Origin of the sequence: Glycomyces endophyticus, from assembly GCF_039531525.1 — a bacterium.
GTDB lineage: Bacteria > Actinomycetota > Actinomycetes > Mycobacteriales > Micromonosporaceae > Glycomyces > Glycomyces endophyticus.
The window spans coordinates 268,393-291,518 of sequence record NZ_BAAAQF010000005.1 but is presented as its reverse complement, the minus strand read 5'-3'; the positions used below and the strand labels follow the sequence as shown (position 1 = coordinate 291,518).

Below are 23,126 nucleotides of genomic sequence, written 5' to 3'. Positions count from 1 at the left end.
GGTGTGCGGGGCCGGCCGCGGGTCGGCCGGCCCCGCGCCGGGTCAGTTCAGGTCGGCGTAGAGGTCGTTGATCTCCTGCGTGACGTCGTCGCCGCCGCTGGAGCGCCACGTCTCGATCGCGGCCTGGAGTCCGGCCTCGTCGATCTGTCCGGCGATGTACTGGATCCGGGCGTCGGCGATGATGGTGTCGAGCTGCGCGCCGCTGGTGGTGTAGGTCGGCGACACGAGCGCGGCGGCCGGGTTGAACACCGCGTTCGCGGCGTCCTCGGCCTGGAGGTCGAGGCGGAGCTGGTAGAGCGCCTGGTCGTACTCGGTCTCCTGCTGGATCGGGTAGGCGTCGTACCCGGCGACGTTGGTGCCGAGCTGGGCCCAGGCCCCGGTGACCTGGTCGGTGAAGTCCTGCTTGGCGGGGTCGAAGACGGCCTCGCCGTCGACGACGGTGAAGTTGTCCCCTTCGATGCCGTGGTTCATGAGGTTCTGGGCCTCGGTGGTGTTCAGCTCGTTGAGGGCCGCGAGGACCTGCTTGAGCTGGTCCTCGGTCTGCACGCCGGCGCGGGGGACGGCGAGGAAGCCGGAGTACCCGGCGGTGGGCAGCGCGTAGGTGCCGTTCGGGCCGTCGAGCTGGCCGACGAGCGCCACGTACCGGTCGTAGTTGTCGGGGTCCTGCTCCTTGAACAGGCCGGCGAGCTGGGTGGCGCGGGACTGCACGTCGATGATGATGCCGCCCTTGCCGTTCAGGAACGGCTCGTTCCAGGTGGCGGGGTCCATCGTGGCGTAGTCGGGGTTGACGTAGCCGTTGGCGACGAGGTCGCGCTCGTACCGGAGCGCCTGGACCCATTCGTCGGTGGTGAAGGCGGGGGCGAGTTCGCCGCCCTCCTCGGTCCAGAGGTTGCCCGAGCCGTGCCAGACCTCCATGGCGTCGTAGGGGCTGCCGTTGCCGATGCCGCCCCACGCCGGGTTGATCATGCCGTAGGTGTCGTCCTGGCCGTTGCCGTCGGGGTCGTCCTCGGTGAAGGCGCGGGCGATCTCGTAGAGGTCGGCGGTGGTCTGCGGGGCGGCGAGGCCGAGGTTGTCGAGCCAGTCCTGGCGGAGGATGACGCTGGTGCGGATGACGTCGCGGGCGCGGTAGACGCCGTAGACCTTCCCGTTGACGCTGGAGGCCTCCTGGACCTGCGGGTTCTCGGTGACGAGGTTCGGGTAGTCGCCGGAGGCGAGGTAGTCGGTGAGGTCCCAGAACCCGCCGGCCTCGGCGGTCTGGACGAACGACTGGTCCTTGCCCTGGATGACCATGACGTCGGGGATGTCGTCGCCGGCGAGCACGGTGTTGGTCTTGCTGCCGTAGTCGGTGTTGGGCACCCACTGGACGCTGAGGTCGAGTCCGGCGAGCTCGCTGAGCGCCTCGTCGATCGGGTCGTCCTCCTCGGGCGGGACCGCGGAGAAGAACGGCGCCATGATGGTCAGCGACTCAAGGGGTTCGCCGCTCCCCTCGCCGCCGTCGGAGCACGCGGTGGTCAGGGCGAGGCTCGACGCGGCGAGCACCGCGAGCGGTATGCGCTTGCTTTTCAACATGGGGGTCCTTTCGGAAGGGGATTTCGACTGCTTGCTGTCCCGCCGGCGCGGCCGGCGGAGGCGTCAGGCCGCGCCCGGGAGGCTCCGGTCGTTCGCGGCGTAGAAGGAGAGGCACAGCGCGGTGCACAGGTGGATCCACACGCCGACCGAGAGCACCGGCAGAAGCCCGGGGACGAACGCGGTGACCGCGGCGATCAGCGCGGTGGTGGCGGCGAGGAGCAGCGGCGCGCCCGGGAACCGGAGCGCGAACTCCCACGACAGGCGGATGCACCGGCCGCGGGGCAGGTCGTAGTGGGCGTCCATCGTCACCGCCAGGAGCAGGTGCGCCAGGCACAGGGCGCCCGCGGCGGCGAGCGCGGCCCGAAGCCAGAGGGATTCGGCGGCCGCGAGGTTCCAGCCGAGGACGGCGAGCGCGGCCGCCGAGGGGGCCGCGAGGAGGTTGGCGTGGACGAGGCGGCGCCGCCAGGCGGCGGCGAAGGCGCGCACGGTCCGCTGGGCGTCGCCGCGCAGGCGGGTGCGGCTGCACGAAGCGGCCGCGGACAGGGCCGGGGCCCAGCCGAGGACGATCCCGCCCGCGAGCGTGAAGGCGATCACCAGGAGGTTGAGCAGGCCGACGAACGCGATGGCGTCGAGGCGGCCGTGCCAGCGATCGGTCCGCGAGCCGTCCCGCTGGGGCGCCGCCGGACCGCGAGGGGTGTCCAGTGTCGTCATGGTGCTCCACATCTCCGTCGATGCGTTCGGCCGGCCCGGGGGGCCGCTGGAGGGGTGCCGCGTCAGGGCCGCGACAGGTTCACACAGAGTTGAAAGGATTCAAACGTGATTGACACAATAGTTAACGATCACCCTCGCGTCAACACGCGGCAGGTCCCGACGTCAACACCCGCAAGACAGGAGGTAATCACCCGAACGCGGCCCGCAAGCGCCGCCGGCCACCAGTCCATCACGGACACTCATGTGTATCGTTGCGGCCCAATGAGAGAGCAGCTCAACCGCCCCAAAGGGCCGAAACGGCATCGAGGGGCGCCGATGGGCACGGGATTGAATCGGTTCAAAAACGGGGAGCCGCTCCGGCGCGGTCATGCGGGGAAAGGAGGCGGACGTGAAAGAAGCCCGGTCGCCCGGACTTCGTTTCATGCGTTTCGATGGAGGTGGGTACGGGATTCGAACCCGTGTGCACGGCTTTGCAGGCCGTTACCTAACCACTCGGACAACCCACCTTGGTGGAGAAAGAGCCCAGGGGATGAAACCTGGGCTCTCTCGCTTCGGTGGACGATACTGGGATTGAACCAGTGACCTCTCCCGTGTCAGGGGAGTGCTCTCCCGCTGAGCTAATCGTCCGGGATAGCGCTCTTTCGAGCTCCGAGCGGACGACCGGGATCGAACCGGCGACCTACACCTTGGCAAGGTGTCGCGCTACCAACTGCGCTACGTCCGCATGTCTTCCAGGTAATTCGCATTCCCTGGCGACGGGATAGAACTTTACCCAACGCTGAACAGAGCGTCCACCGGGGGGTCGGGGCATCCGCCTTTGGACCGCGTTGTCGCAGCGCTCTGGCAGAATCCTCCCGTGGCTCAAGCTATCGATCAACGCATCGCCGAAGAACTCTCGGTCGGCGCCCACCAAGTCCGCTCGGCCGTCGCGCTTCTCGACGACGGCTCCACCGTTCCGTTCATCGCCCGGTACCGCAAAGAGGCGACCGGGGGCCTCTCCGACGAGCAGCTCCGCTCGCTCGAGGAGCGCCTCGGGTACCTGCGGGAGCTGGAGGCCCGCCGCAAGGCGGTGCTCGAATCGATCGCCGAGCAGGGGAAACTCACCGAGGCGCTGGCGGCGCAGATCGACTCGGCCGACACCAAGGCCCGGCTGGAGGACCTCTACGCGCCCTTCAAGGTCAAGCGCCGCACGAAAGCCCAGATCGCCCGCGAGGCCGGCCTGGAGCCGCTCGCCGATCTGCTCCTGAGTGATCCCTCACAGGACCCGGAGACCGCTGCCGCGGCGTTCCTCAACCCCGAGCAGGAGGTGGCCGACGCGGCCGCCGCCCTCGCCGGGGCCCGCGCGATCCTCACCGAGCGGTTCTCCGAGGACGCCGACCTCATCGGCGACCTGCGCGAACGCATGTGGCGCAAGGGAAGGGTCGTCTCCAAGGTCCGCGACGGGGCCGAGGAGAAGGGCGCGAAGTTCTCCGACTACTTCGAGTTCGCCGAGACGTTCACCACGCTCCCCTCGCACCGGGTGCTCGCGCTCTTCCGCGGCGAGAAGGAGGAGGCGCTCTCGCTGGCGCTGGAGCCGGGCGAGTCCGAGGTCGAGGGCGCCGACTGCGAGGGCGTCATCGCCGCGAAGTTCGGGATCAGGGACGAGGGCCGGCCCGCCGACGCGTGGCTCGCCAAGACCGTGTCCTGGGCCTGGCGCACCCGCATCCTCGTCAAGCTCGGCGTGGACCTGCGGATGCGCCTGTGGCAGCAGGCCGAGGACGAGGCCGTCCGGGTCTTCGCCGCGAACCTGAAGGACCTCCTGCTCGCGGCCCCGGCCGGGCCGAAGGCCGTCATGGGCCTCGACCCGGGCTACCGGACCGGCGTGAAGGTCGCCGTCGTCGACGCCACCGGGAAGGTCCTCGACGCCACCGCGATCTACCCGCACCAGCCGCAGAACCGCTGGGACGACTCGCTCGCGGTTCTCGGGGCCCTGGTCAAGAAGCACGGCGTGCAGCTCATCGCCATCGGCAACGGCACCGCCTCCCGCGAGACCGACCGGCTCGCCGTCGACCTCGTCAAGGCGTTCGCGGGCGTGGCGGAGATCTCCAAGATCGTCGTCTCCGAGGCGGGCGCCTCGATCTACTCGGCGTCCGCGTACGCCACCAAGGAGCTCCCGGGCATGGACGTGTCGCTGCGCGGCGCCGTCTCTATCGCCCGCCGGCTCCAGGACCCGCTCGCCGAGCTCGTCAAGATCGAGCCCAAGCACATCGGCGTCGGCCAGTACCAGCACGACCTCACCGAGTCGAAGCTCACGCGCTCGCTCGAAGCGGTCGTCGAGGACGCCGTGAACGCCGTCGGCGTCGACCTGAACACCGCCTCGGTGCCGCTGCTGTCGCAGGTGTCGGGCCTGAGCGAGTCGGTGGCCGCGAACATCGTGGCCTACCGCGACGAGCACGGCCGCTTCCCCGACCGCAAGGCGCTCCTGAGCGTGCCCCGGCTGGGCCCCAAGGCGTTCGAGCAGGCCGCCGGCTTCCTGCGGGTCCCCGGCGGGGCCAACCCGCTCGACGTCTCCGCGGTCCACCCCGAGGCGTACCCGGTCGTGGAGCGCATCCTCGCCGCGACCGGCGCGTCGATGAGCGGGATCGTCGGCGACGCGAAGGCGCTGCGGGGGCTCAAGGCCGCCGACTTCGCCGACGAGCGCTTCGGCGTGCCCACCGTCACGGACATCCTCGCCGAGCTGGAGAAGCCCGGCCGCGACCCGCGGCCGGAGTTCAAGGCCGCCTCGTTCAAGGAGGGCGTCGAGAAGGTCGCCGACCTCAAGCCCGGGATGCTCCTGGAGGGGGCCGTGACGAACGTCGCCGCGTTCGGCGCGTTCGTCGACATCGGCGTCCACCAGGACGGCCTCGTGCACATCTCGGCGCTCGCCAACCGGTACGTCGAGGACCCGCGCGAGATCGTCAAGCCCGGCGACGTCGTCAAGGTCAAGGTCGTGTCCGTGGACCTGGCCCGGCAGCGGATCTCGCTGACGATGCGCCTGGAGGACGAGCCCGAGTCCGGCGGCCGGGGCCGCCAGGGCGGGCAGGGAGGCCAGGGCGGCGGCCAGAACGCCAAGGGCGGCAAGGGCGGCGGCCGCCAGCAGCCGCGCCAGCGCGGCGGGCAGCAGGCCGCGCCGCAGAGCGCGATGGCCGAGGCGCTGCGCCGCGCGGGCCTGACGAAGTGAGGCGGCGGCGCGCCCGGCCCGCACCGGGCGCGCCGCCTACGCTGGGGGCGTGAAGCTCAGTTCCCTGTTCCGGCCGATGGACCTCCTCGTGGGGTCGGTCAACGCGGTCGTGGTCATCTCGTGGTCGCTCGTGCAGTGGGAGCTGCGCGTCGAGGACACGCAGGGGCTCAACGAGGACCTGGGCTGGATCATGATGGCGGTCTCGGTCGTGGTGCTGTTCTTCCGCTCCGCGTTCCCGCTGGCGGTCACGCTGGTCATCCTCGCGGCGACGCTCGTGTACTACCCGGCGTCGTCGACCGACGGGCCGATGCTGTCGGCGTTCGTGATCTCGCTGTACACGCTCGCGGCGCTTGGGAGGCTGGTCGCGGCGTCGGTGATCGCGGCGAGCACGTTCGTGATCATCGTGGTCTCCGAGGTGATCGCGAACTTCGCGCACATGACGCAGAGCGAGACGCTCATGCTCGGCGGGTGGATCGTCGCCGTCCCCGCGATCGGGGCGGTCGTCGCGCACCACCGGCGGTACCGGGCCGAGACGCTGGTGGCGCTGGAGGAGACGCGGCGGCGCAGCGTCGCCGAGGAGCGGATCAGGATCGCGCGGGACCTGCACGACGCGGTCGGGCACCACCTCTCGCTCATCAACGTGCAGACCGCGGCCGCGCTCCGGAAGCTGCGCAAGGACCCCGCGTACCGGACCGAGGAGGTCCTGGAGATCGTCGCGGAGACCACCCGGCTGTCGCTGCGGGAGCTGCGCGCGATGGTCGGGGTGCTGCGCGAGGCCGGCGAGGACCCGCCGACCGGGCCGGGGCCGAGCCTGGACCAGCTGCCGTCCCTCGCTGACGCCGCGCGGGCGTCGGGGCTGGAGGTGGAGCTGCGGGTCGACGGGAGCACGGAGCCGCCGGCGGCCGTGGACGCGGCCGCGTACCGGGTGGTGCAGGAGGCCCTGACGAACGTGCTGCGGCACGCGCGGGCCTCGCGCGTGCATGTGACGGTGGTCATCGGGACGTCGACGCTGGCGCTCGCGGTCGTCGACGACGGCAAAGGCGATGCCAAGGGCGCCAACCTCGCCGGGAACGGCCTGACGGGGATGCGCGAACGGGCGGAAGGGCTCGGCGGTACCTTCAACGCGGGGCCGCGCGAGGACGGCGGCTTCGCCGTCGAGGCCGCGTGGCCGTTGGAGGTGCCGAAGTGATCCGGGTGATGCTCGTCGACGACCAGCGGCTGGTGCGGGCCGGGTTCGCGTCGATCCTCGGCGACGAGGAGGACTTCGAGCTGGTCGGCGAGGCCGGCGACGGGGCCGAGGCCCTGGAGCTGGTGCGCAGCAAGCGCCCCGACGTGGTGCTCATGGACATCCGGATGCCGCGCATGGACGGCCTGGAGGCGACCGAGCGGATCGGGCGCGACCCGAAGCTCGACGGCGTCAAGGTGGTCATCCTGACGACGTTCGACGAGGACGACTACGTGTACCGGGCGCTGCGCGCGGGCGCGAGCGGGTTCCTCGTCAAGGACACCGACCCCGACGAGCTCATCCACGCGATCCGGGTGGTCGCGGCCGGCGAGGCGCTCATCTCGCCGAAGGTCACGCGGCGGCTCATCGCCGAGTTCGCGGGGCGCGTCGCGCGGCCCGAGCCGAGTTCGCGGCTGGGCGCGCTGACCGAGCGGGAGACGGAGGTCCTCAAGCTCGTCGCCACCGGCATGAGCAACGACGAGATCGCCGGGACGCTGTTCCTGTCCCCCGCGACCGCGAAGACGCACGTCAGCCGCATCATGTCGAAGCTGGCCGCGCGCGACCGGGCGCAGCTGGTGGTGACCGCGTACGAGGCGGGACTCGTCCGTCCCACATGGACCGACGGGCAGTGATGCTACCGGGGGCGTACGGCCGCATCGGGCCGTGATCCCGCGGGAGTAGCGCGAATGCCCCTGCCGGGCCGATGCGCCTGGAGCCCGCGCCGCGGGAGAGTCGCGGCATGGAACCAGACCTCGCCCTCGCCCGCTCGCGGATGGCCCGCCTGTCAGACTGGACGCAGCGCCGGCCCCTCATCGCCCTTCTGACGTGGGTCCTCGTGTTCGGCGCGTCGATCGGCGCCGCCGCCGCGATCGGCGCCGCGTTCGACGACGACTACTCGATGCCCGGGACCGAGTCGCAGGAGCTCACCGACCTCCTCGCCGACCGCGCGCCCGACGCCGACCGGCTCACCGTCCAGGTGGTGTTCGCCGCCGACTCGGTGACCGCCGAGCAGGACCGCGTCACCGCGCTCCTCGACGAGATCGACGCGATGCCCGGCGTCGGCGACGTCTCCGACCCGTTCACCGAGCCCGGCGCGATCAGCGACGACGGCACCGTCGGGTACGCGACCGCCGTGTTCGACGGCACGACCGCCGAGGCCGCCGAGCTGCTGCCGCTGGCCGAGGACGCGGCCGGGGACGGCCTGGAGGTCGCGCTCGGCGGCGACCCGGTCCGCGAGGCCGAGGAGGGCGGCGGCGGCGGCGCCGCCGAAGGCGTCGGCATCCTCGCGGCCCTGGTGATCCTGGTGCTCATGTTCGGGTCGTTCCTGGCCGCGAGCCTGCCGCTCATCACCGCCGTGTTCGCGGTGGGGACGACGTTCTGCCTGGCGCAGCTCGTCTCCCACGTGACGACCCTGCCGACGTACCTGACGCCGATCCTGTTCCTGGTGGGCCTGGGCGTCGGCGTCGACTACGCGCTGCTGATCTTCGCGCGGTTCCGCTCCGAGCTCCTCGGCGGCGCGTCCCGCCGCGACGCCGCCGCGACCGCCCTCGACACCGCCGGCCGGTCCGTCCTGTTCGCCGGGTCGGTGGTCATCGTCGCGCTCGTCGGCCTGTACGCGCTCGGACTCGGGGCGCTGCAATCGGTCTCGATCGCCGTCGCGCTCGTGGTCCTGGTGACCATGGCCGCGTCGGTGACGCTCCTGCCCGCGCTCCTCGCGCTGTTCGGCAAGCGGATCGAGCGGCGCGTGCGCACGCACGCGGCGAAGGCCAAGGGCGTGCCCGGGCGCCGATGGAACGCGTGGTCGCGCCTGGTCGAGAAGCAGGCGTGGCTCGCGATCGTGCTCGTCACCGTCGGCCTGGTCGCCCTCGCCGCGCCGCTGACGGGCATCCGGCTCGGATTCGCCGACGCTGGCACCGAGTCCGAGGAGCTCCAGAGCCGCCGGGCGTACGACCTGCTCTCCGACGGCTTCGGCGCGGGCTTCAACGGCCCGCTCCTGGTCGTCACCGACGGCACCGAGGCCGAGGCGCAGGACGCCTACACGGCGATCGACGGCCTGGAGGCCGTCGAGTTCGTCTCCCCCGCGGCCCCGATCGGCGAGGACCTGTGGATGTCCACGGTGATCGGCACCGCCGGCCCCAGCGACGAGGCCACCGTGGATCTCGTGCACCAACTGCGCGGCGACGTCCTCGACGACGCCGCGGGCGACCAGCTCGTCGGCGGCGCGACCGCCGCCGCGATCGACTTCAGCGACATCATCGAGCAGCGGGCCCCGCTGTTCCTAATCCTCGTCGTGGGCCTGTCGATGCTCCTGCTCATGGTCGTCTTCCGCTCGATCCTCATCCCCGTCAAGGCCGCGATCCTCAACCTCCTCACCATCGGCGCGAGCCTCGGCCTCGTCACGTGGATGTTCCAGGACGGCGCCCTCGGTGCCGAGCCGGGACCGATCGAGGCGTTCGTGCCCGTCATGAGCTTCGCGATCATCTTCGGGCTCTCGATGGACTACGAGGTGTTCCTCATGTCCCGCATGAGAGAGGAGTGGGTCCGCACCGGCGACGCCGCCGAGTCCGTCCGCAGGGGCCTCGCGTCCACCGGCGGCGTGGTGACCGCCGCGGCCGCGATCATGATCGCCGTGTTCGGCGCGTTCGTCTTCAGCGAGTCGCGCCTCCTCCAGCAGTTCGGCGTCGGCATGGCCGCGGCGATCTTCATCGACGCCTTCGTCATCCGCGTCCTCCTGGTCCCCGCGATCATGAAGGTCATGGGCCGCGCCGCCTGGTGGATGCCCCGCTGGCTCGACCGCGCCCTCCCCCACGTCACCGTCGAACCCGAACCGGCCCCCGAGCCGGCCCGAGTCTGAACCGGGAGACCGCGGGGTCCCGGCGCATCGCGCCGGGGCCCCGCGCCCGTCTGAGCGCGTGGGACCGCGCGCCCCGTTTCCGCAGAAGCCGCACCGGGCGTCCCGAATCGGGCTAGCGTCGGGAATCGAGACGTTTTCACAGGTGGAACGGGGTGAGTGCGATGCTGGAACTGCTCGCCAAGAACTGGGCGTGGGTGCTGGTGCGCGGCATCTTCACGATCGTGTTCGGCGTCCTGGCGGTCTTCTGGCCCGGGATCACGCTCATCGCGATGGTGATCCTGTTCGGCGCGTACGCGGTGGTCGACGGCATCACCGCGATCGCGATGGGCCTCCGGCGGTCCACGGGGCGCGGATTCCTCATCTTCATGGGCGTCCTCGGCGTCGTCGCCGGCCTCATCGCGCTCATCTGGCCCGGGATCTCGGCGCTCGCGCTGCTGTACGTGATCGCGTTCTGGGCCATCGTCACCGGCATCGGCTCGATTGTGAGCGGCTTCGGCCTCACCGGCGACGCGGGCGGGCGCTGGCTGTTCATCCTCTCCGGCCTCGCCGGGGTCGTCCTGGGCATCCTGCTGCTCGCCAAGCCCGGCGAGGGCGCCATCGCGCTGGTGGTGACCATCGGGTTCTTCGCGATCATCTGGGGCCTGCTCACGGTCATCACGAGCGTGCGGCTGCGGCGCCTGTCCAAGGAGGTCGACGCCGACCGCGCACGCAGCGTTGACAATTCAGACCTGAACCACGCATAGTGGACTGAGATCGAGCAACGGAGCGCGGGTGGGGCGCGCCAATACCCACCTGGAGCTGCTCTCGTGAATCCACTGCACACCACGGCGAAGGCGGCCCTGCGGGCCGCCTTCGCCGTGCTCATCGCACTCGCCGCGATCGTCGCCACCGCGACCCCGGCCGGCGCCGCCCCGGGCGACTACTTCGTCTCGACGGTCGGCGAGGACGGCTGCACCGTCTTCGAGACGACGGGCAACGCGGACCTGTCGTACCCGGGGATGCCCGTGGTCATCCTCGAGGGCCGGGCCGACCGGTACGACGACGGAGGCGACTGCCTCGACGTGGAGCCCTTCGACCGCCGGATCGAGTTCGTCGCCCTGGACGGCTCCGGCATGGTCGTCGGCGACGCCTACGTCCCGCTGCCGCTCGCGAACGGGTCCGAGGAGTACACCGCCGCGATCTACGGGCTGTACGGATCGGACGTCGTCGTGGTCATCGTCGACATCTGCGTCGTCGGCGGCGACCCCGGATCGTTCATCTGCGGCGAGAGCGACATCATCGTGCCCGCCTGAGCACGACGGAGGCGGCCCGCGCATCGCGCGGGCCGCCTTCGTCTCGTGCCTATTCGGACCAGGCGCGCCAGGACGCGGTCAGGTCGCGGACCCGGGCGAGCTGGTCCGCGACGGCCTTCGGGCCGGTCGATCCCGGGGTCGTGCGGCCCGCGAGGGCGCCGTCGACGTCCAGGACGGCCTTGACCGACGGGTCGAGGTGCGGGGAGATCGACGCCAGGTCGGCGTCGTCGATCTCGTGCAGCTCGATGCCGCGGGACTCGCAGTGGGCCACGCATGCGCCGGCGATCTCGTGGGCTGAGCGGAACGGGATGCCCTGGCGCACCAGCCAGTCCGCGATCTCGGTCGCGAGGCTGAAGCCCTTCGGCGCCGACGCGCGCGGGACCTCGGTGTCGAACCGCATCGTGGCGACCATGCCGGTCACCGCGGGCAGCAGCAGCGCCAGGTTGTCCAGGGAGTCGAAGACCGGCTCCTTGTCCTCCTGGAGGTCCTTGTTGTACGTGAACGGCAGGCCCTTGAGCGTCACCAGGAGCGCGGTCAGGTTGCCGACCAGGCGGCCCGACTTGCCGCGCGCCAGCTCGGCCACGTCCGGGTTCTTCTTCTGCGGCATGATCGACGAGCCGGTCGAGAACGCGTCGTCGAGCGTCACCCAGCCGAACTCCTGGCTCGACCAGAGGATGACCTCCTCCCCCAGGCGGGAGAGGTGGACGCCGATCATCGAGCACACGAACAGGAGCTCGGCCGCGAAGTCGCGGTCGGAGACGGCGTCCATCGAGTTCGCCGCGGGCGCGTCGAAGCCGAGCTCCTCGGCGACGGCGACCGGGTCGAGCGGCAGCGACGAGCCCGAGAGCGCGCCGGCCCCCAGGGGCGACACCGCGGCGCGCTTGTCCCAGTCCCGCAGGCGGTCCAGGTCCCGCAGGAGGCCCTGCGCGTGCGCGAGGAGCTGGTGGCCCAAGGTCACCGGCTGCGCGTGCTGCAGGTGCGTCATGCCGGGCGCCGGAGCGTCCACGAGGGACTCGGCCTGGTCGGCCAGCGCGTCGACGAGCGCGGTCACGTCGGCGGCGAGGCCCCGGGCGTGGTCGCGGCAGTACAGGCGCAGGTCGGTGGCGATCTGGTCGTTGCGGCTGCGGCCGGCGCGGAGCTTGCCGCCGAGGTCGCCGAGGCGCTCCACGAGGCCGCGTTCGAGCGCGGTGTGGACGTCCTCGTCGCTGATCGTGCCGGTGAAGGCGCCGCTCGCGACGTCCTCACCGAGCGCGTCGAGCGCGGACAGCATCCGCTCGAGCTCGTCGGCGGTCAGCAGCCCGGCGCGGTTGAGCACGCGCGCATGGGCTTTGGACGCCTTGAGGTCGTACGGCGCGAGCCGCCAGTCGAAGCCGATCGAGGCGTTGAGCGCCTCGAGGGCGGCGGCGGGGCCGCCCGTGAAGCGGCCTCCCCACAGTTTCGCCATTACTCGGCCTCGTTCTTGATCCGCTCGTTCCGGGCGGCGGCGAGCTTGGCCGGGAGGCTCCACAGCTCGACGAAGCCGCGCGCGTTGGACTGGTCGAACGCGTCGCCCTCGTCGTAGGTGGCGAGGTCGAAGTCGTAGAGGCTGGTCTCGGAGCGCCGGCCGGTGACGGTGGCCTTGCCCGCGTGGAGGGTCACCCGGACCTCGCCGGTGACGTAGGTCTGGACGTCGTTCACGAACGTCTCCAGGCTCTGCTTGAGCGGGGAGAACCAGAGGCCGTCGTAGACGAGCTCGCCCCAGCGCTGGTCGACGGTCCGCTTGAACCGGGCCTGCTCGCGCTCGATGGTGACGTTCTCGAGCTCCATGTGGGCGGCGATCAGGGTGATGCCGGCCGGGGACTCGTAGACCTCGCGGGACTTGATGCCGACGAGCCGGTCCTCGACCATGTCGATCCGGCCGATGCCCTGGGCGCCGGCGCGCTCGTTGAGCTCCTTGACGAGCTCGTACGCGGACTTCTCGACGCCGTCGAGGGCGACGGGCCTGCCGGACACGAAGGTGATGACGACCTCGTCGGGCTCGCGCTCCTCGGCCGGGTTCTGCGTGTAGTCGTAGATGTCCTCGATGGGGCCGTTCCAGATGTCCTCGAGGAAGCCGGTCTCGACGGCGCGGCCCCACAGGTTCTGGTCGATCGAGTACGGGGACTTCTTGGTCACGTCGATCGGGAGGTGCTTCTCCTCGGCGAACGCGATGGCCTTGTCGCGGGTCCAGGCGAAGTCGCGGGCGGGGGCGACGACCTTGAGGTGCGGGGCGAGGGCGGCGAGGCCGGCCTCGAACCGGACCTGGTCGTTGCCCTTGCCGGTGCAGCCGTGGGAGACGATCGTGGCGCCGTGCTTCTCGGCGGCGGCCACGAGGTGCTTCACGATGAGCGGCCGGGAGAGCGCGGAGACGAGCGGGTAGCGGTCCATGTAGAGGGCGTTCGCGGCCACCGCGGGGAAGCAGTAGTCGGCGGCGAACTCCTCGCGGGCGTCGATGATCTCGGCGGCGACGGCGCCGCACCCGAGGGCCCGCTGCTTGATGACCTCCATGTCCTCGCCGTTCTGGCCGACGTCGATGGCCACGGCGATCACTTCGGCGTCGAGCTGCTCTGCCAGGTACGGGATCGCGACGGACGTGTCGAGGCCGCCGGAGTAGGCGAGCACTACCTTCTCGGTCATTTCTGGTTCTCCTTCATTTCCTCAATGGTGATGGCGTGGAAGGGGTCTGGCGCTTTGCCGGCCCAGGTGAGAAATTGGTCCGCGATCTGGGTCCCGAGGACGCCGTCGCGGGCGATGACGGCGATCGTGTCGTCGCCGGCGATGGTGCCGATGACGTCGGCGAGGCCGGAGCGGTCGATGGCGCTGGCGAGGTACTGGGCCGCGCCGGGCGGCACGCGCAGGACGGCCATGTTCGCCGAGTGGTCGGCGCCGACGAGGAGTTCGCGCAGGAGCCGCTGGAGGCGGTCGGGGGCGGCCTCGGCGTCGCGCAGGGGGCGTTCGCCTTCCGCGAAGATCGAGTAGACGGCGGAGCCGCCGTCGGTGCCGCGGACCTTGACGGCGCCGAGCTCTTCGAGGTCGCGGGAGAGCGTGGCCTGGGTGGCCTCGATCCCGTCGGCGGCGAGGAGCGCGGCGAGCTCGGTCTGGGAGCGGATGGCGCGGGTCGAGATCAGCTCGACGATGCGCGCCTGCCGCGCGGCCTTGGTGGTTGGTTGGTTCATCAGCGTCCACTCCGGTTCGGGGAGGCGAGCGAAGCGAGCGGCGGGTGCGGGCTCACGCGGACTCCTTGAGCAGCCAGGCCAGGAGGGCCTTCTGGGCGTGGAGCCGGTTCTCGGCCTGGTCGAACACTCGCGAGTGGGGGCCGTCGATGACGTCGTCGGTGATCTCCTCGCCGCGGTGGGCGGGGAGGCAGTGGAGGACGATCGCGTCGTCGGCGGCGTGCGCGAGGAGGCCGGCGTTGAGCTGGTAGGCGTGCAGGTCGCCGAAGCGCTGGGCGCTGTCGGCCATGCCCATCGAGACCCACGCGTCGGTGGAGACGACGTCGGCGCCGGCGACCGCTTCGACCGGGTCGGCGGTGACGGTGACCGAGCCGCCGGTGGCGGCGTTGATCCGGGCGGCGCGCTCCAGGACCTCGTCGGCGGGCTGGTAGCCGGCGGGGGCGCCGATGCGCACGTGCATGCCGGCGAGGGAGGAGGCGATGACCGTGGAGTTGCCCATGTTGAACGCGGCGTCGCCGAGGTAGGCGATGCTGGTGCCCTTGAGCGGCTTGTGCTCGGCGATGGTCTGGAGGTCGGCGAGGAGCTGGCAGGGGTGCCAGCCGTCGGTGAGCGCGTTGACGACGGGGACGGTGGCGTGCTCGGCGAGCTCGGCGATCCGGTCGTCGCCGAAGGTGCGGATCACGATGGCGCTGACGTACCGGGAGAGGACCCGCGCGGTGTCGGCGACGGTCTCGCCGCGGCCGAGCTGGGTGGACTGCGCGTCGATGACGACGGAGTGGCCGCCGAGTTCGGCGATGCCGACGTCGAAGGAGAGCCGGGTCCGGGTGGAGGGCTTCTCGAAGATCACGGCGACGGACTTGGGGCCCGCGAGCGCCGGGTAGGCGTAGCGGTCGGCCTTGAGCTTGGCGGCGAGGTCGAGGACCTCCGCCTGCTGGGCGGGGGTGAGGTCGTCGTCTTTCAGGAAGTGCTTCACGGTCGGCCTCCGGGTGCGGGCAGAACGGTGTCGAGGGATGCGATGAGCTTGTCGCAGAAGGCGTCGATCTCGGTCCGGGTGATGGTGAGCGGGGGTGCGATCCGGATCGTGTCGGCCCGGGGCGCGTTGGCGAGGACGCCGAGGCCGATGAGGTGCTCGACCGTCTCGGCGGCGACGGGTTCGGCGAGGGCGATGCCCCGCCACAGGGCCTGGCCGCGGATCTCGGTGATCCGGGGGTCGGCGAGGAGCCGCGTCTCGAGGTGCGCGCCGAGGGCGAGGACGTTGTCGAAGAGGTGGTCGCGCTCGATCGTGTCGATCACGGCGAGGGACGCCGCGCACGCGATCGGGTTGCCGCCGAAGGTGGAGCCGTGGACGCCCTTGGTGAACAGGGCCGCGGCGGCCTCGGTGGCGAGGACCGCGCCGATGGGCACGCCGCCGCCGAGTCCCTTGGCGAGGGTGACGGCGTCGGGGACGATGCCTTCGGCGTGGTGGGCGAACCAGGCGCCGGTGCGGCCGAAGCCGGACTGGATCTCGTCGAGGACGAGGAGCGCGCCGTTCGCGGCGGTGAGCTCGCGCGCGGCCTTGAGGTAGCCGGCGGGGGCGGGGACGACGCCGGTCTCGCCCTGGGTGGGCTCGAAGAACACGGCGGCGACGGTGTCGTTGACGGCGGCCTTGAGGGCGTCGATGTCGCCGTAGGGCACGAAGACGACGTCGCGGCCGTAGGGCGCGAACGGCTCGCGGATCGCGGCCTTCCCGGTGATGGAGAGCGCGCCGAGGGTCCGGCCGTGGAAGCCGTGCTCGGTGGCGACGATCCGGGTCTTGCCGGTGGCGGCGCCGTGGAGGATCGCGAGCTTGAGCGCGGCCTCGTTGGCCTCGGTCCCGGAGTTGCACAGGAACACCCGGCCGGGGTTGCCCCACAGGTCGAGGAGCTTCTCGGCGAGTTCGACCTCCTTCTCGTGGAGGAAGAGGTTCGAGGTGTGCGCGAGCCGGGCGGCCTGGCCGCCGACGGCCTCGACGAGCGCGGGGTGGTTGTGGCCGAGGCTGGAGACGGCGATGCCGCCGATCATGTCGAGGTAGGTCGCGCCGTCGACGTCGGTCACGTTCGAGCCGGAGCCCTCGCGGATGGCGACGGGCGGGAGCCCGTAGTTCCCCATGAGCGCCTTGGTGTACCGGGTCTTGATCTGCTCCGAGTAGGTCATGTCGTCTCCTGGACCATGGTGCCGACGCCGTCGGTCGTGAAGATCTCCAGCAGGGTGGAGTGGGGGACGCGGCCGTCGATGACGTGCGCCTGCGGGACGCCGCCCTTGACCGCGCGCAGGCACGCCTCCATCTTCGGGACCATGCCGGCCTGGAGGGAGGGGAGGAGGTGCGCGAGGTGGTCGGTGGAGATCTGCCGCAGCAGCGAGTCCTGGTCCGGCCAGTTCTCGTAGAGGCCCTCGACGTCGGTGAGGACGATGAGCTTCTGCGCGCCGAGCGCCTCGGCCAGCGCGGCCGCGGCGGTGTCGGCGTTGAGGTTGTAGAGGATGCCGTCGTGGTCGAGGGCGACCGTGGAGACCACGGGGATGCGCCCGGCGGCGATGAGGTCGTCGACCGCGGCGGTGTTGACCGAGGCGACGTCGCCGACCCGGCCCACGTCGACCTGCTCGCCGTCGACGTCGGCCCAGCGGCGCTTGGCGGTGAACAGCTGCGCGTCCTCGCCGGACATGCCGACCGCGAACGGGCCGTGGTTGTTGATGAGGCCCACCAGTTCCCGGCCGACCTGGCCGACCAGGACCATCCGGACCACGTCGGCGGCCTCGGGGGTGGTGACGCGCAGGCCGCCCTTGAACTCGGAGGCGATGTCGAGCTTCTTCAGCATCGCGGAGATCTGGGGGCCGCCGCCGTGCACGACGACGGGCTTGATGCCGACGTAGTGCAGGAACACCATGTCCGCGGCGAACGCGGCCTGGAGCTCGGGGTTGATCATGGCGTTGCCGCCGTACTTGACGACCACGATGGAGCCGGTGAACCGCTGGAGCCACGGCAGCGCCTCGATGAGCGTCTCGGCCTTGCCGAGGGCCGCCTGGAGGTGCGGGGCGAGGGTGCTGATGTCAGTCATGTGGAGTACGCCGAGTTCTCGTGGACGTAGTCGTGGGACAGGTCGTTGGTCCAGATCGTGGCCGCGGCCGCGCCCTGGTGGAGCTCGATGTCGATGGCGACGTCGCGGCCGGTGAGGTCGACGAGGTCGCGCGGCTCCCCGGCGGCGCCGGCCTTGCAGATCCACACGCCGTTGACGGCGACGTCGACCGCGTCGGCGTCGAAGGGCGCCTTGGCGGTGCCGACGGCGGCGAGGATGCGGCCCCAGTTGGGGTCGGAGCCGAACAGGGCGGTCTTGACGAGGCTGTCGCGGGCGACGATCCGGGCGACCTCGACGGCGTCGTCCTCGGTCTCGGCGCCCGAGACGGTGATCGCGACGTCCTTCGTGGAGCCCTCGGCGTCTGAGAGGAGCTGGTGCGCGAGGTCCTTGCACAGGGTGGTGAGCGCGGTGATGAACTCGTCGGCGGCGGCCTCGACGCCGGAGGCGCCGGAGGCGAGCAGGAGCACGGTGTCGTTGGTCGACATCGAGCCGTCGGAGTCGAGCCGGTCGAAGGAGTACCGGCAGGCGGTGCCGAGCGCGGCGTCGGCGAGCGGGGCGTCGACGACCGCGTCGGTGGTGAGGACGACGAGCATCGTCGCCAGGCCGGGGGCGAGCATGCCCGCGCCCTTGGCGATGCCGCCGACGGTCCAGCCCGCGGGGCTGGTGACGGCGGCGTTCTTGGCGACGGTGTCGGTGGTCATGATCGCGGTGGCGGCCTCGGGCCCGCCGTCGGCGGCGAGGGCCTTCGCGGCGGCCTCGACGCCGGGCAGGAGCTTGTCCATGGGGAGCCGCTCGCCGATGAGCCCGGTCGAGCAGACCGCGATCTCGACGGCGCCGCAGCCGAGGGCCTCGGCGGTCTTCTCGGCGGTGGCGTGCGTGTCCTGGAAGCCCTCGGGTCCGGTGCAGGCGTTCGCGCCGCCGGAGTTGAGGACGACGGCCTTGAGCGCGCCGGTGGTGAGGACCTGCTGGGACCACTTGACCGGGGCGGCCTTGACGCGGTTGCCGGTGAACCGGCCCGCGGCGACCTGGAGCGGGCCGTCGTTGACGACCAGGGCCATGTCGGGCTTGCCGGAGGCCTTGAGCCCGGCGGTGACGCCGGAGGCCTGGAAGCCTTTGGCACTCGTGACGGTCACGGCGCGACTCCGTTCACGGTGAGGCCGGCGGCCTCGGGGAGGCCGAGCATGAGGTTGGCGCACTGGACGACCTGCGCGGCCGCGCCCTTGCCGAGGTTGTCGATCGCGGCGGTGACGATGATCCGGCCGGAGTCCTTGTCGACCGTGCCCTGGAGCTGGACGGCGTTGGTGCCGAAGACCGAGGCGGTCGCGGGCCACTGGCCCTCGCGCAGGACGTGCACGAAGTGCTCGCCGTCGTAGGCCTTGGCGAGGGCGGCCCGCACGTCGGCGGCGGTGGCCTCGGCGACGGGCTTGGCGGTCACGGTGGAGAGGATGCCGCGGGGCATCGGCGCGAGCAGCGGGGTCATGGAGACCGAGGCGGCGCCGCTGGCCTGCTTGATCTCGGGGACGTGCTGGTGCGCGCCGACCTTGTAGGCGCTGATCGAGCCGGAGACCTCGGAGGCGAGGAGGCTCTTCTTGGGGGCGTTGCCGGCGCCGGAGGTGCCGGAGGCGGCCACGACGACGACGTCCTCGGGCGAGGCGATCCCGGCGTCCAGGAGCGGCCGCAGCGCGAGGATGGTGGCGACGGCGTAGCAGCCGGTCGCGGCGACCCGGTCGGCGGCGGCGATCCGCTCGCGCTGGCCGGGGAGCTCGGGGAGGCCGTAGGTCCAGGCGCCGGCGTGGGGGCCGGAGTAGTAGGACTCCCAGGCGGCGGCGTCTTCGAGCCGGTGGTCGGCGCCGAGGTCGACGATCTTCTGCCCGGCGGGCAGCTGGGCGGCGAGCGCGGCGGACTGGCCGTGCGGGAGGGTCATGATCACCAGGTCGGCCTCGTTGAAGGCCTCCGGGGTGGTCGGGGTGAAACGTCGGTCGCCGTACGCGGAGAGGTGGGGGTGGACTGCGGTGATGTACTCACCGGCGTTGCTGTGCGCGCCCGCGGCGACGACGTCGAGCTGCGGGTGGTCGGCCAGCAGCCGGAGCACCTCGCCTCCCGCGTAGCCGCTGGCTCCCGCCACGGCGACCTTGAACGTCACTGGAAACCTCCGTCTTGAATGACTATGCAGAGAACTGTATCAGCATTCAGACGGAATCGGACAGAGGTATTCCGCGTGGTGGGATGTGACCGTCGCCCTGTTCGCGGCCGCCGGACCGCGCCGGCGGCGCCTCCTCAGCGGGCCTGCTCGCGTGCCGTTCGACCGTCGGCCGCCATGGCCCCGCCCCGCTCTCAGCGGGCCTGCTCGCGCGCATCATACGGCCGTCGGCCGCCATCGCCCCGCCCCGCTCTCAACGGGCCTGCTCGCGTGCATAGATGGCGGCCTGGACGCGGCTCGCCAGGCCCAGCTTCGCCAGCACCCGCGTGACGTGGGACTTCACCGTGGCCTCGGCCATGCCCAGCTCGGCGGCGATCTCCGCGTTCGACATGCCCTCGCCGATGAGCGCGAGCACCTCGGTCTCGCGCGGGGTCAGGCTCGCCACGCCCGCGCCGTCGACCTCGATCGGCGCGTACGCCGGGCGCGAGCGCGCGAACTCGGCGATGAGGCCGCGGGTGACGGCCGGCGAGATGAGGCCGTCGCCGCGCGCGATCGTGCGCACCGCCTCCACGAGGGTCTCGGCGTCGGCGTCCTTGAGCAGGTACCCGCTCGCGCCGGCGCGCAGCGCGTCGAAGACGTTCGCGTCGTCGCCGTAGGAGGTGAGGACGAGGACGTCGGCGGTGCCGCGCAGCTCGGCGGCCGCGGCGATGCCGTCCTTGCGGGGCATCCGCACGTCCATGACGACCACGTCGGGGCGCAGCTCCCTCGCGAGCGCGACGGCCTCGACGCCGTCGGCGGCCTCGCCGACCACCTCGATGTCGTCGGCGCTGTCGAGCAGCATCCGCAGCCCGGCGCGGACCGCCGCGTGGTCGTCGGCCAGCAGGACAGTGGTCATGGGCGTGTACTCCGATCGAGTGAAAAACTGCGGCGGCGGGGGCGGAGCCCGGCTCTCACTCCGGCTCCGGGGGCCGGGCGGCGTCGGCAGCTCCGGTCGGGATGCGGGCGCGGACCGCCCACTTCCCGCCGTCGGGCCCGGCGTGCACCGTACCGCCCAGGATCCGGACGCGCTCGGTCATCCCGACCAGGCCCGAACCGGCGCCCGGGACGGTGTCCTCCTTGCGCCCCAAGGCGTTCACGACGGTGACGACGAGCTCCCCGGGGGCGAACGCCACGGTGGCCTCGGCGTCGCAGCCGTGCTTGAGGGCGTTCGTGAGCGCCTCCTGCACGACCCGGTACGCGGTCAGCTCGACCTCGCCGGGCAGGTCCCGCTGCTCGCCCTCGACGCGGAAGTCGACCTGGAGGCCGACCGCGCGCATCCGCTCGGCGAGCTCGGGGATCTGGTCGATCCGGAACGACGCCAGCTCCTCCCCCTCGTCCCCCGCCCGGAGGATGCCGATGATGCGGCGCAGCTCGGCGAGCCCGTCGACGCTGGAGGCGCGGATCGCGGCGATGGACGTGCGCACGGTCTCGGGGTCGAGGTCCCGGCGGGACTGGAGGGCCGTCGACTGGAGGGCGATCGCCGAGAGGGAGTTCGCGACCGTGTCGTGCAGCTCGCGGGCCATCACGGTGCGCTCGCGGAGGACCGCCTCGCGGCGGCGCACGTCGGCGAGGCGCACCGCCTGCTCGGCCCGCTCGCGTTCGAGCTCGGCGCGGTCGTGGGCCTGCCGCACGATGACGCCGGTGGCGATCGGCGAGAGCAGCACGACCGCGAGGATCGCGAGCGTGGTCACGACCGAGACGGTGTCGGCGCCTTCGAGATAGGTGAGGCCGCCGAGGGCGAGCACGCCGGCGACGATGGCCGGGGCGAGGACGCGGACGCCGCGGCGCGGCCCGTACCGCGCGTACGCGTACAGGTTGTCGGTGTACACGCAGATCGTGGCGAACGAGACCCCGATGGCGATCTCCGTGGAGAACCCGACCGTGCCGAGCGCGAGGCTCAGGCTCGGGGAGGCCCGGCGGACGACCACGCCGAGGCAGGCGAGCCCGAACGGAAGGTACCGGTAGCCGATCGGCAGGTCGCGCATGTACGGCTCGAAGCTGCCGAGTCCGATCAGGACCGCACCGACGGCGAACAGGACCGCGGCGGCGATGAGGTCGCCTCTGCGCACGCGTCGCAGGAGGCCGGGCGGACTGGTCATGCCCCCATCCCATCACGCCCGCGGGCCCGCGGCCTCAGTCCAGGAGTGGAACCGGCCTCCGACTTTGGTCGCACCCAGCGCGCCCCACCGGACCCGGAAGGTTCATCATGTTCGGGTGACCCAGGTGAATCCTCCCCAGTTCCGTCCCGAGTGGGAACGGTACAGCGGGGTGCTCCGCAACCTCGTGATGGCCAACTCGTTCCTCGCGCTCGTGCTCGAGCTCGCCCTCTTCGTCTTCGTCGCCTGGTGGGCGCTCGCGCTCGACCACCCGCTGTGGACGCGGGTGCTCATCGCCGTCGCCGCCGTCGGCGCGCTCATCGCCCTGTGGGGCGCGTTCGCCGCGCCGAAGGCCCGCGTGCCGCTGCCGACGGCCGGGACGGTGGCGGTCAAGGCCGTCGCGTTCGGAGCGGGGGCGCTGGCGCTGTGGGGCCTCGGCCTGCCGGCCGCGGCGATCGCCTTCGCGGTACTCGCGGCGGCGAACACCGCCGCGGTCACCTACTTCAGGCGGCCCCGAAAAGCGTGAGCACGACGCTGTAGTCCCATGAGGACGGGTCCTCGGTGGGCCAGTCCTCGATCTCGCTGAAGACCGCGCCGACCGTGGTGACCCAGAAGATCACGTACAGGATCCAGAAGACGATCGAGGCGACGCCGATCCAGCCGAGCACGATCCCGGCCGTGGCGAACCCGCTGCCGCTCTCGCCGCGCTCGGCGATCTGGCGCTTCGCGATCATGCCGAAGATGAGCCCGAGGACCCCGAGGGGGTTGCACGCGCCCACGATGCCGAGGACCAGCGCGGCGATCGACATGCCGTTCATCGGGGGCGGCGGCGCGTACGGGTAGCCGTAGGGCGGGGGCGGCGGGTAGGCGCCGTAGGGCGCGTACGCCGGCGGCTGCTGCGCGGCGGGGTACTGCGGCTGCTGCGGCTCCGCGTTGTAGGGATCGGGCGTTGACATCACGGGCACCTCTCGGTCGTTCCTGGCACGACCTCAGCTTAAGCGCTCCCCGCCCGCCCCGGGCTCCTCGGCGGGAGGCGCGTCGACGGCCTCCCGCAGGGCCCGTTCGCGGTCGAGCAGCGGGGTGCAGGCCCGCCAGACGAGCGCGGCGACGGCCCAGCCGACCGCGGCGCCGCCGACGGTGTCGGTGAGCCAGTGGGCGTGCTGCCAGGTGCGCGCGCCCATCATCAGCACCGTCAGGAACACCGCCACGGGCCACCAGGCGCGCAGGTGCCGGGCCGGGATCCACACGACCGCGACGATGACGACGAACACCGCCATCCGGGCCGCGTGCCCGGAGGGGAACGCCCAGGACCCGGTGTCCACCATGACGTCCAGGGGCCGCGGGCGCTCGCCGACGCGCTTGACGAGGTCGACCGCGATCGAGGTCGCGGCGACGGCCGCGCACGCGAACACCGCCGAGCGCCAGCGCCGCGCGATGAGCAGGGCGACCACGGCGATGGCGAGGAGCGCCAGGCCGGGTTCCCCGCCGAGGCGGTTGAGGAGCTGGGCGAGCTGCCAGCGCAGGCCGTCGGCGGGGCCGCCGACGAGGTCGTTCCAGGAGTCGTCGAGGCCCTGCCAGGGCGGGCTGCCGGGGGCGAGGCGGATCCAGAGCGCGTCGCCGAGGACTCCCAGCGGGACCAGGACCGCCAGTGCCAGTGCCAAGCGGGACTTCGGGAAGCCGTTGGGAGTCATGCGCTGCATCGTAGTCCAGACCGGTCCTCG

General features: G+C 71.9%; 21 protein-coding genes and 3 tRNA genes. 7 read left to right on the top strand and 17 right to left on the bottom strand.

Translation table 11 applies throughout. The annotated features are described in order from the left end of the window. Positions 1-42: 42 nt before the first annotated feature. The 5 genes from ABD419_RS08055 to ABD419_RS08035 all read right to left on the bottom strand — a co-directional run bounded on the left by ABD419_RS08055 (position 43) and on the right by ABD419_RS08035 (position 3,004). On the bottom strand, positions 43-1,569 hold the full coding sequence (locus ABD419_RS08055) for an extracellular solute-binding protein (protein WP_344484202.1): 1,527 nt from the start codon (positions 1,567-1,569) through the stop codon (positions 43-45). A 63-nt stretch (positions 1,570-1,632) separates the two neighbouring features. Continuing rightward, complete coding sequence (locus ABD419_RS08050) at positions 1,633-2,280, bottom strand: DUF624 domain-containing protein (RefSeq protein ID WP_344484199.1); 648 nt, start codon at positions 2,278-2,280, stop codon at positions 1,633-1,635. Between the two features lie 432 nt (positions 2,281-2,712). Continuing rightward, positions 2,713-2,786: transfer RNA gene (locus tag ABD419_RS08045), tRNA-Cys, on the bottom strand. Between the two features lie 49 nt (positions 2,787-2,835). After that, positions 2,836-2,907, bottom strand: a tRNA-Val gene (locus ABD419_RS08040). Positions 2,908-2,931: 24 nt separating this feature from the next. Continuing rightward, positions 2,932-3,004 (bottom strand) — tRNA-Gly (locus ABD419_RS08035). Between the two features lie 132 nt (positions 3,005-3,136). Between ABD419_RS08035 and ABD419_RS08030 the strand changes: the two genes are divergently transcribed. The 6 genes from ABD419_RS08030 (at position 3,137) to ABD419_RS08005 (ending at position 10,850) form a co-directional block, all read left to right on the top strand. Continuing rightward, positions 3,137-5,479 carry a Tex family protein gene (locus ABD419_RS08030; protein ID WP_344484197.1) on the top strand — a complete coding sequence of 781 codons (2,343 nt, stop codon included), beginning with the start codon at positions 3,137-3,139 and terminating at the stop codon, positions 5,477-5,479. 49 nt (positions 5,480-5,528) lie between these two features. Further along, positions 5,529-6,668, top strand: coding sequence for a sensor histidine kinase (locus ABD419_RS08025; protein WP_344484195.1), 1,140 nt, complete (start codon positions 5,529-5,531; stop codon positions 6,666-6,668). Beyond that, positions 6,665-7,336 carry a response regulator transcription factor gene (locus ABD419_RS08020; protein ID WP_344484193.1) on the top strand — a complete coding sequence of 224 codons (672 nt, stop codon included), beginning with the start codon at positions 6,665-6,667 and terminating at the stop codon, positions 7,334-7,336. The genes ABD419_RS08025 and ABD419_RS08020 overlap by 4 nt, the downstream gene beginning before the upstream one ends. Positions 7,337-7,443: 107 nt before the next feature. Continuing rightward, positions 7,444-9,558, top strand: coding sequence for an MMPL family transporter (locus tag ABD419_RS08015; protein ID WP_344484191.1), 2,115 nt, complete (start codon positions 7,444-7,446; stop codon positions 9,556-9,558). A gap of 161 nt (positions 9,559-9,719) precedes the next feature. Beyond that, positions 9,720-10,301: an HdeD family acid-resistance protein gene (locus tag ABD419_RS08010; protein ID WP_344485342.1), complete on the top strand. Its 582-nt coding sequence runs from the start codon at positions 9,720-9,722 to the stop codon at positions 10,299-10,301. Between the two features lie 63 nt (positions 10,302-10,364). Continuing rightward, on the top strand, positions 10,365-10,850 hold the full coding sequence (locus ABD419_RS08005) for a hypothetical protein (protein WP_344484189.1): 486 nt from the start codon (positions 10,365-10,367) through the stop codon (positions 10,848-10,850). 49 nt (positions 10,851-10,899) lie between these two features. Here ABD419_RS08005 and argH read toward each other — a convergent pair whose 3' ends face one another. The 10 genes from argH to ABD419_RS07955 all read right to left on the bottom strand — a co-directional run bounded on the left by argH (position 10,900) and on the right by ABD419_RS07955 (position 21,408). Then, the gene (argH, locus tag ABD419_RS08000) at positions 10,900-12,294 is read right to left on the bottom strand and encodes an argininosuccinate lyase (protein WP_344484187.1); all 1,395 of its coding nucleotides are present in this window, start codon (positions 12,292-12,294) and stop codon (positions 10,900-10,902) included. Further along, the gene (locus ABD419_RS07995; protein ID WP_344484185.1) at positions 12,294-13,505 is read right to left on the bottom strand and encodes an argininosuccinate synthase; all 1,212 of its coding nucleotides are present in this window, start codon (positions 13,503-13,505) and stop codon (positions 12,294-12,296) included. The genes argH and ABD419_RS07995 overlap by 1 nt, the downstream gene beginning before the upstream one ends. Further along, positions 13,502-14,044, bottom strand: coding sequence for an arginine repressor (locus ABD419_RS07990; protein ID WP_344484183.1), 543 nt, complete (start codon positions 14,042-14,044; stop codon positions 13,502-13,504). Before ABD419_RS07990 ends, ABD419_RS07995 begins: the two co-directional genes overlap by 4 nt. Before the next feature lie 52 nt (positions 14,045-14,096). Then, entirely contained in the window at positions 14,097-15,014 is a 918-nt protein-coding gene (argF, locus tag ABD419_RS07985; RefSeq protein ID WP_344484181.1) for an ornithine carbamoyltransferase, read from the bottom strand. Then, entirely contained in the window at positions 15,011-16,213 is a 1,203-nt protein-coding gene (locus ABD419_RS07980; RefSeq protein WP_344484178.1) for an acetylornithine transaminase, read from the bottom strand. The genes argF and ABD419_RS07980 overlap by 4 nt, the downstream gene beginning before the upstream one ends. Next, positions 16,210-17,112, bottom strand: coding sequence for an acetylglutamate kinase (gene argB, locus ABD419_RS07975; RefSeq protein WP_344484175.1), 903 nt, complete (start codon positions 17,110-17,112; stop codon positions 16,210-16,212). Before argB ends, ABD419_RS07980 begins: the two co-directional genes overlap by 4 nt. After that, a complete protein-coding gene (gene argJ, locus ABD419_RS07970) occupies positions 17,109-18,263 on the bottom strand; it encodes a bifunctional glutamate N-acetyltransferase/amino-acid acetyltransferase ArgJ (RefSeq protein ID WP_344484171.1) in 1,155 nt (384 codons plus the stop codon). Before argJ ends, argB begins: the two co-directional genes overlap by 4 nt. Further along, on the bottom strand, positions 18,260-19,273 hold the full coding sequence (gene argC / locus ABD419_RS07965; RefSeq protein ID WP_344484169.1) for an N-acetyl-gamma-glutamyl-phosphate reductase: 1,014 nt from the start codon (positions 19,271-19,273) through the stop codon (positions 18,260-18,262). Before argC ends, argJ begins: the two co-directional genes overlap by 4 nt. Before the next feature lie 250 nt (positions 19,274-19,523). After that, the gene (locus ABD419_RS07960; RefSeq protein WP_344484167.1) at positions 19,524-20,165 is read right to left on the bottom strand and encodes a response regulator; all 642 of its coding nucleotides are present in this window, start codon (positions 20,163-20,165) and stop codon (positions 19,524-19,526) included. A gap of 55 nt (positions 20,166-20,220) precedes the next feature. Further along, entirely contained in the window at positions 20,221-21,408 is a 1,188-nt protein-coding gene (locus tag ABD419_RS07955) for a sensor histidine kinase (RefSeq protein ID WP_344484165.1), read from the bottom strand. 115 nt (positions 21,409-21,523) lie between these two features. Between ABD419_RS07955 and ABD419_RS07950 the strand changes: the two genes are divergently transcribed. Continuing rightward, positions 21,524-21,931 carry a YrdB family protein gene (locus ABD419_RS07950; RefSeq protein ID WP_344484163.1) on the top strand — a complete coding sequence of 136 codons (408 nt, stop codon included), beginning with the start codon at positions 21,524-21,526 and terminating at the stop codon, positions 21,929-21,931. Here the strand turns inward: ABD419_RS07950 and ABD419_RS07945 are convergent. Both ABD419_RS07945 and ABD419_RS07940 read right to left on the bottom strand, forming a co-directional pair. Continuing rightward, positions 21,909-22,361 carry a DUF4190 domain-containing protein gene (locus tag ABD419_RS07945; RefSeq protein ID WP_344484160.1) on the bottom strand — a complete coding sequence of 151 codons (453 nt, stop codon included), beginning with the start codon at positions 22,359-22,361 and terminating at the stop codon, positions 21,909-21,911. The two genes, ABD419_RS07950 and ABD419_RS07945, sit on opposite strands and share 23 nt — an antisense overlap. 33 nt (positions 22,362-22,394) lie before the next feature. Next, complete coding sequence (locus tag ABD419_RS07940; protein ID WP_344484157.1) at positions 22,395-23,096, bottom strand: phosphatase PAP2 family protein; 702 nt, start codon at positions 23,094-23,096, stop codon at positions 22,395-22,397. Positions 23,097-23,126: the final 30 nt, after the last annotated feature.

Bases quoted from the DNA above. Each gene is read 5' to 3' on its own strand.
- ABD419_RS08055 (WP_344484202.1), bottom strand. From the start codon at position 1,569: ATGTTGAAAAGCAAGCGCATACCGCTCGCGGTGCTCGCCGCGTCGAGC.
- ABD419_RS08050 (WP_344484199.1), bottom strand. From the start codon at position 2,280: ATGACGACACTGGACACCCCTCGCGGTCCGGCGGCGCCCCAGCGGGAC.
- ABD419_RS08015 (WP_344484191.1), top strand. From the start codon at position 7,444: ATGGAACCAGACCTCGCCCTCGCCCGCTCGCGGATGGCCCGCCTGTCA.
- ABD419_RS08010 (WP_344485342.1), top strand. From the start codon at position 9,720: ATGCTGGAACTGCTCGCCAAGAACTGGGCGTGGGTGCTGGTGCGCGGC.
- argH (WP_344484187.1), bottom strand. From the start codon at position 12,294: ATGGCGAAACTGTGGGGAGGCCGCTTCACGGGCGGCCCCGCCGCCGCC.
- ABD419_RS07995 (WP_344484185.1), bottom strand. From the start codon at position 13,505: ATGACCGAGAAGGTAGTGCTCGCCTACTCCGGCGGCCTCGACACGTCC.
- ABD419_RS07990 (WP_344484183.1), bottom strand. From the start codon at position 14,044: ATGAACCAACCAACCACCAAGGCCGCGCGGCAGGCGCGCATCGTCGAG.
- ABD419_RS07980 (WP_344484178.1), bottom strand. From the start codon at position 16,213: ATGACCTACTCGGAGCAGATCAAGACCCGGTACACCAAGGCGCTCATG.
- argB (WP_344484175.1), bottom strand. From the start codon at position 17,112: ATGACTGACATCAGCACCCTCGCCCCGCACCTCCAGGCGGCCCTCGGC.
- ABD419_RS07960 (WP_344484167.1), bottom strand. From the start codon at position 20,165: ATGACCACTGTCCTGCTGGCCGACGACCACGCGGCGGTCCGCGCCGGG.
- ABD419_RS07955 (WP_344484165.1), bottom strand. From the start codon at position 21,408: ATGACCAGTCCGCCCGGCCTCCTGCGACGCGTGCGCAGAGGCGACCTC.
- ABD419_RS07945 (WP_344484160.1), bottom strand. From the start codon at position 22,361: ATGTCAACGCCCGATCCCTACAACGCGGAGCCGCAGCAGCCGCAGTAC.
- ABD419_RS07940 (WP_344484157.1), bottom strand. From the start codon at position 23,096: ATGACTCCCAACGGCTTCCCGAAGTCCCGCTTGGCACTGGCACTGGCG.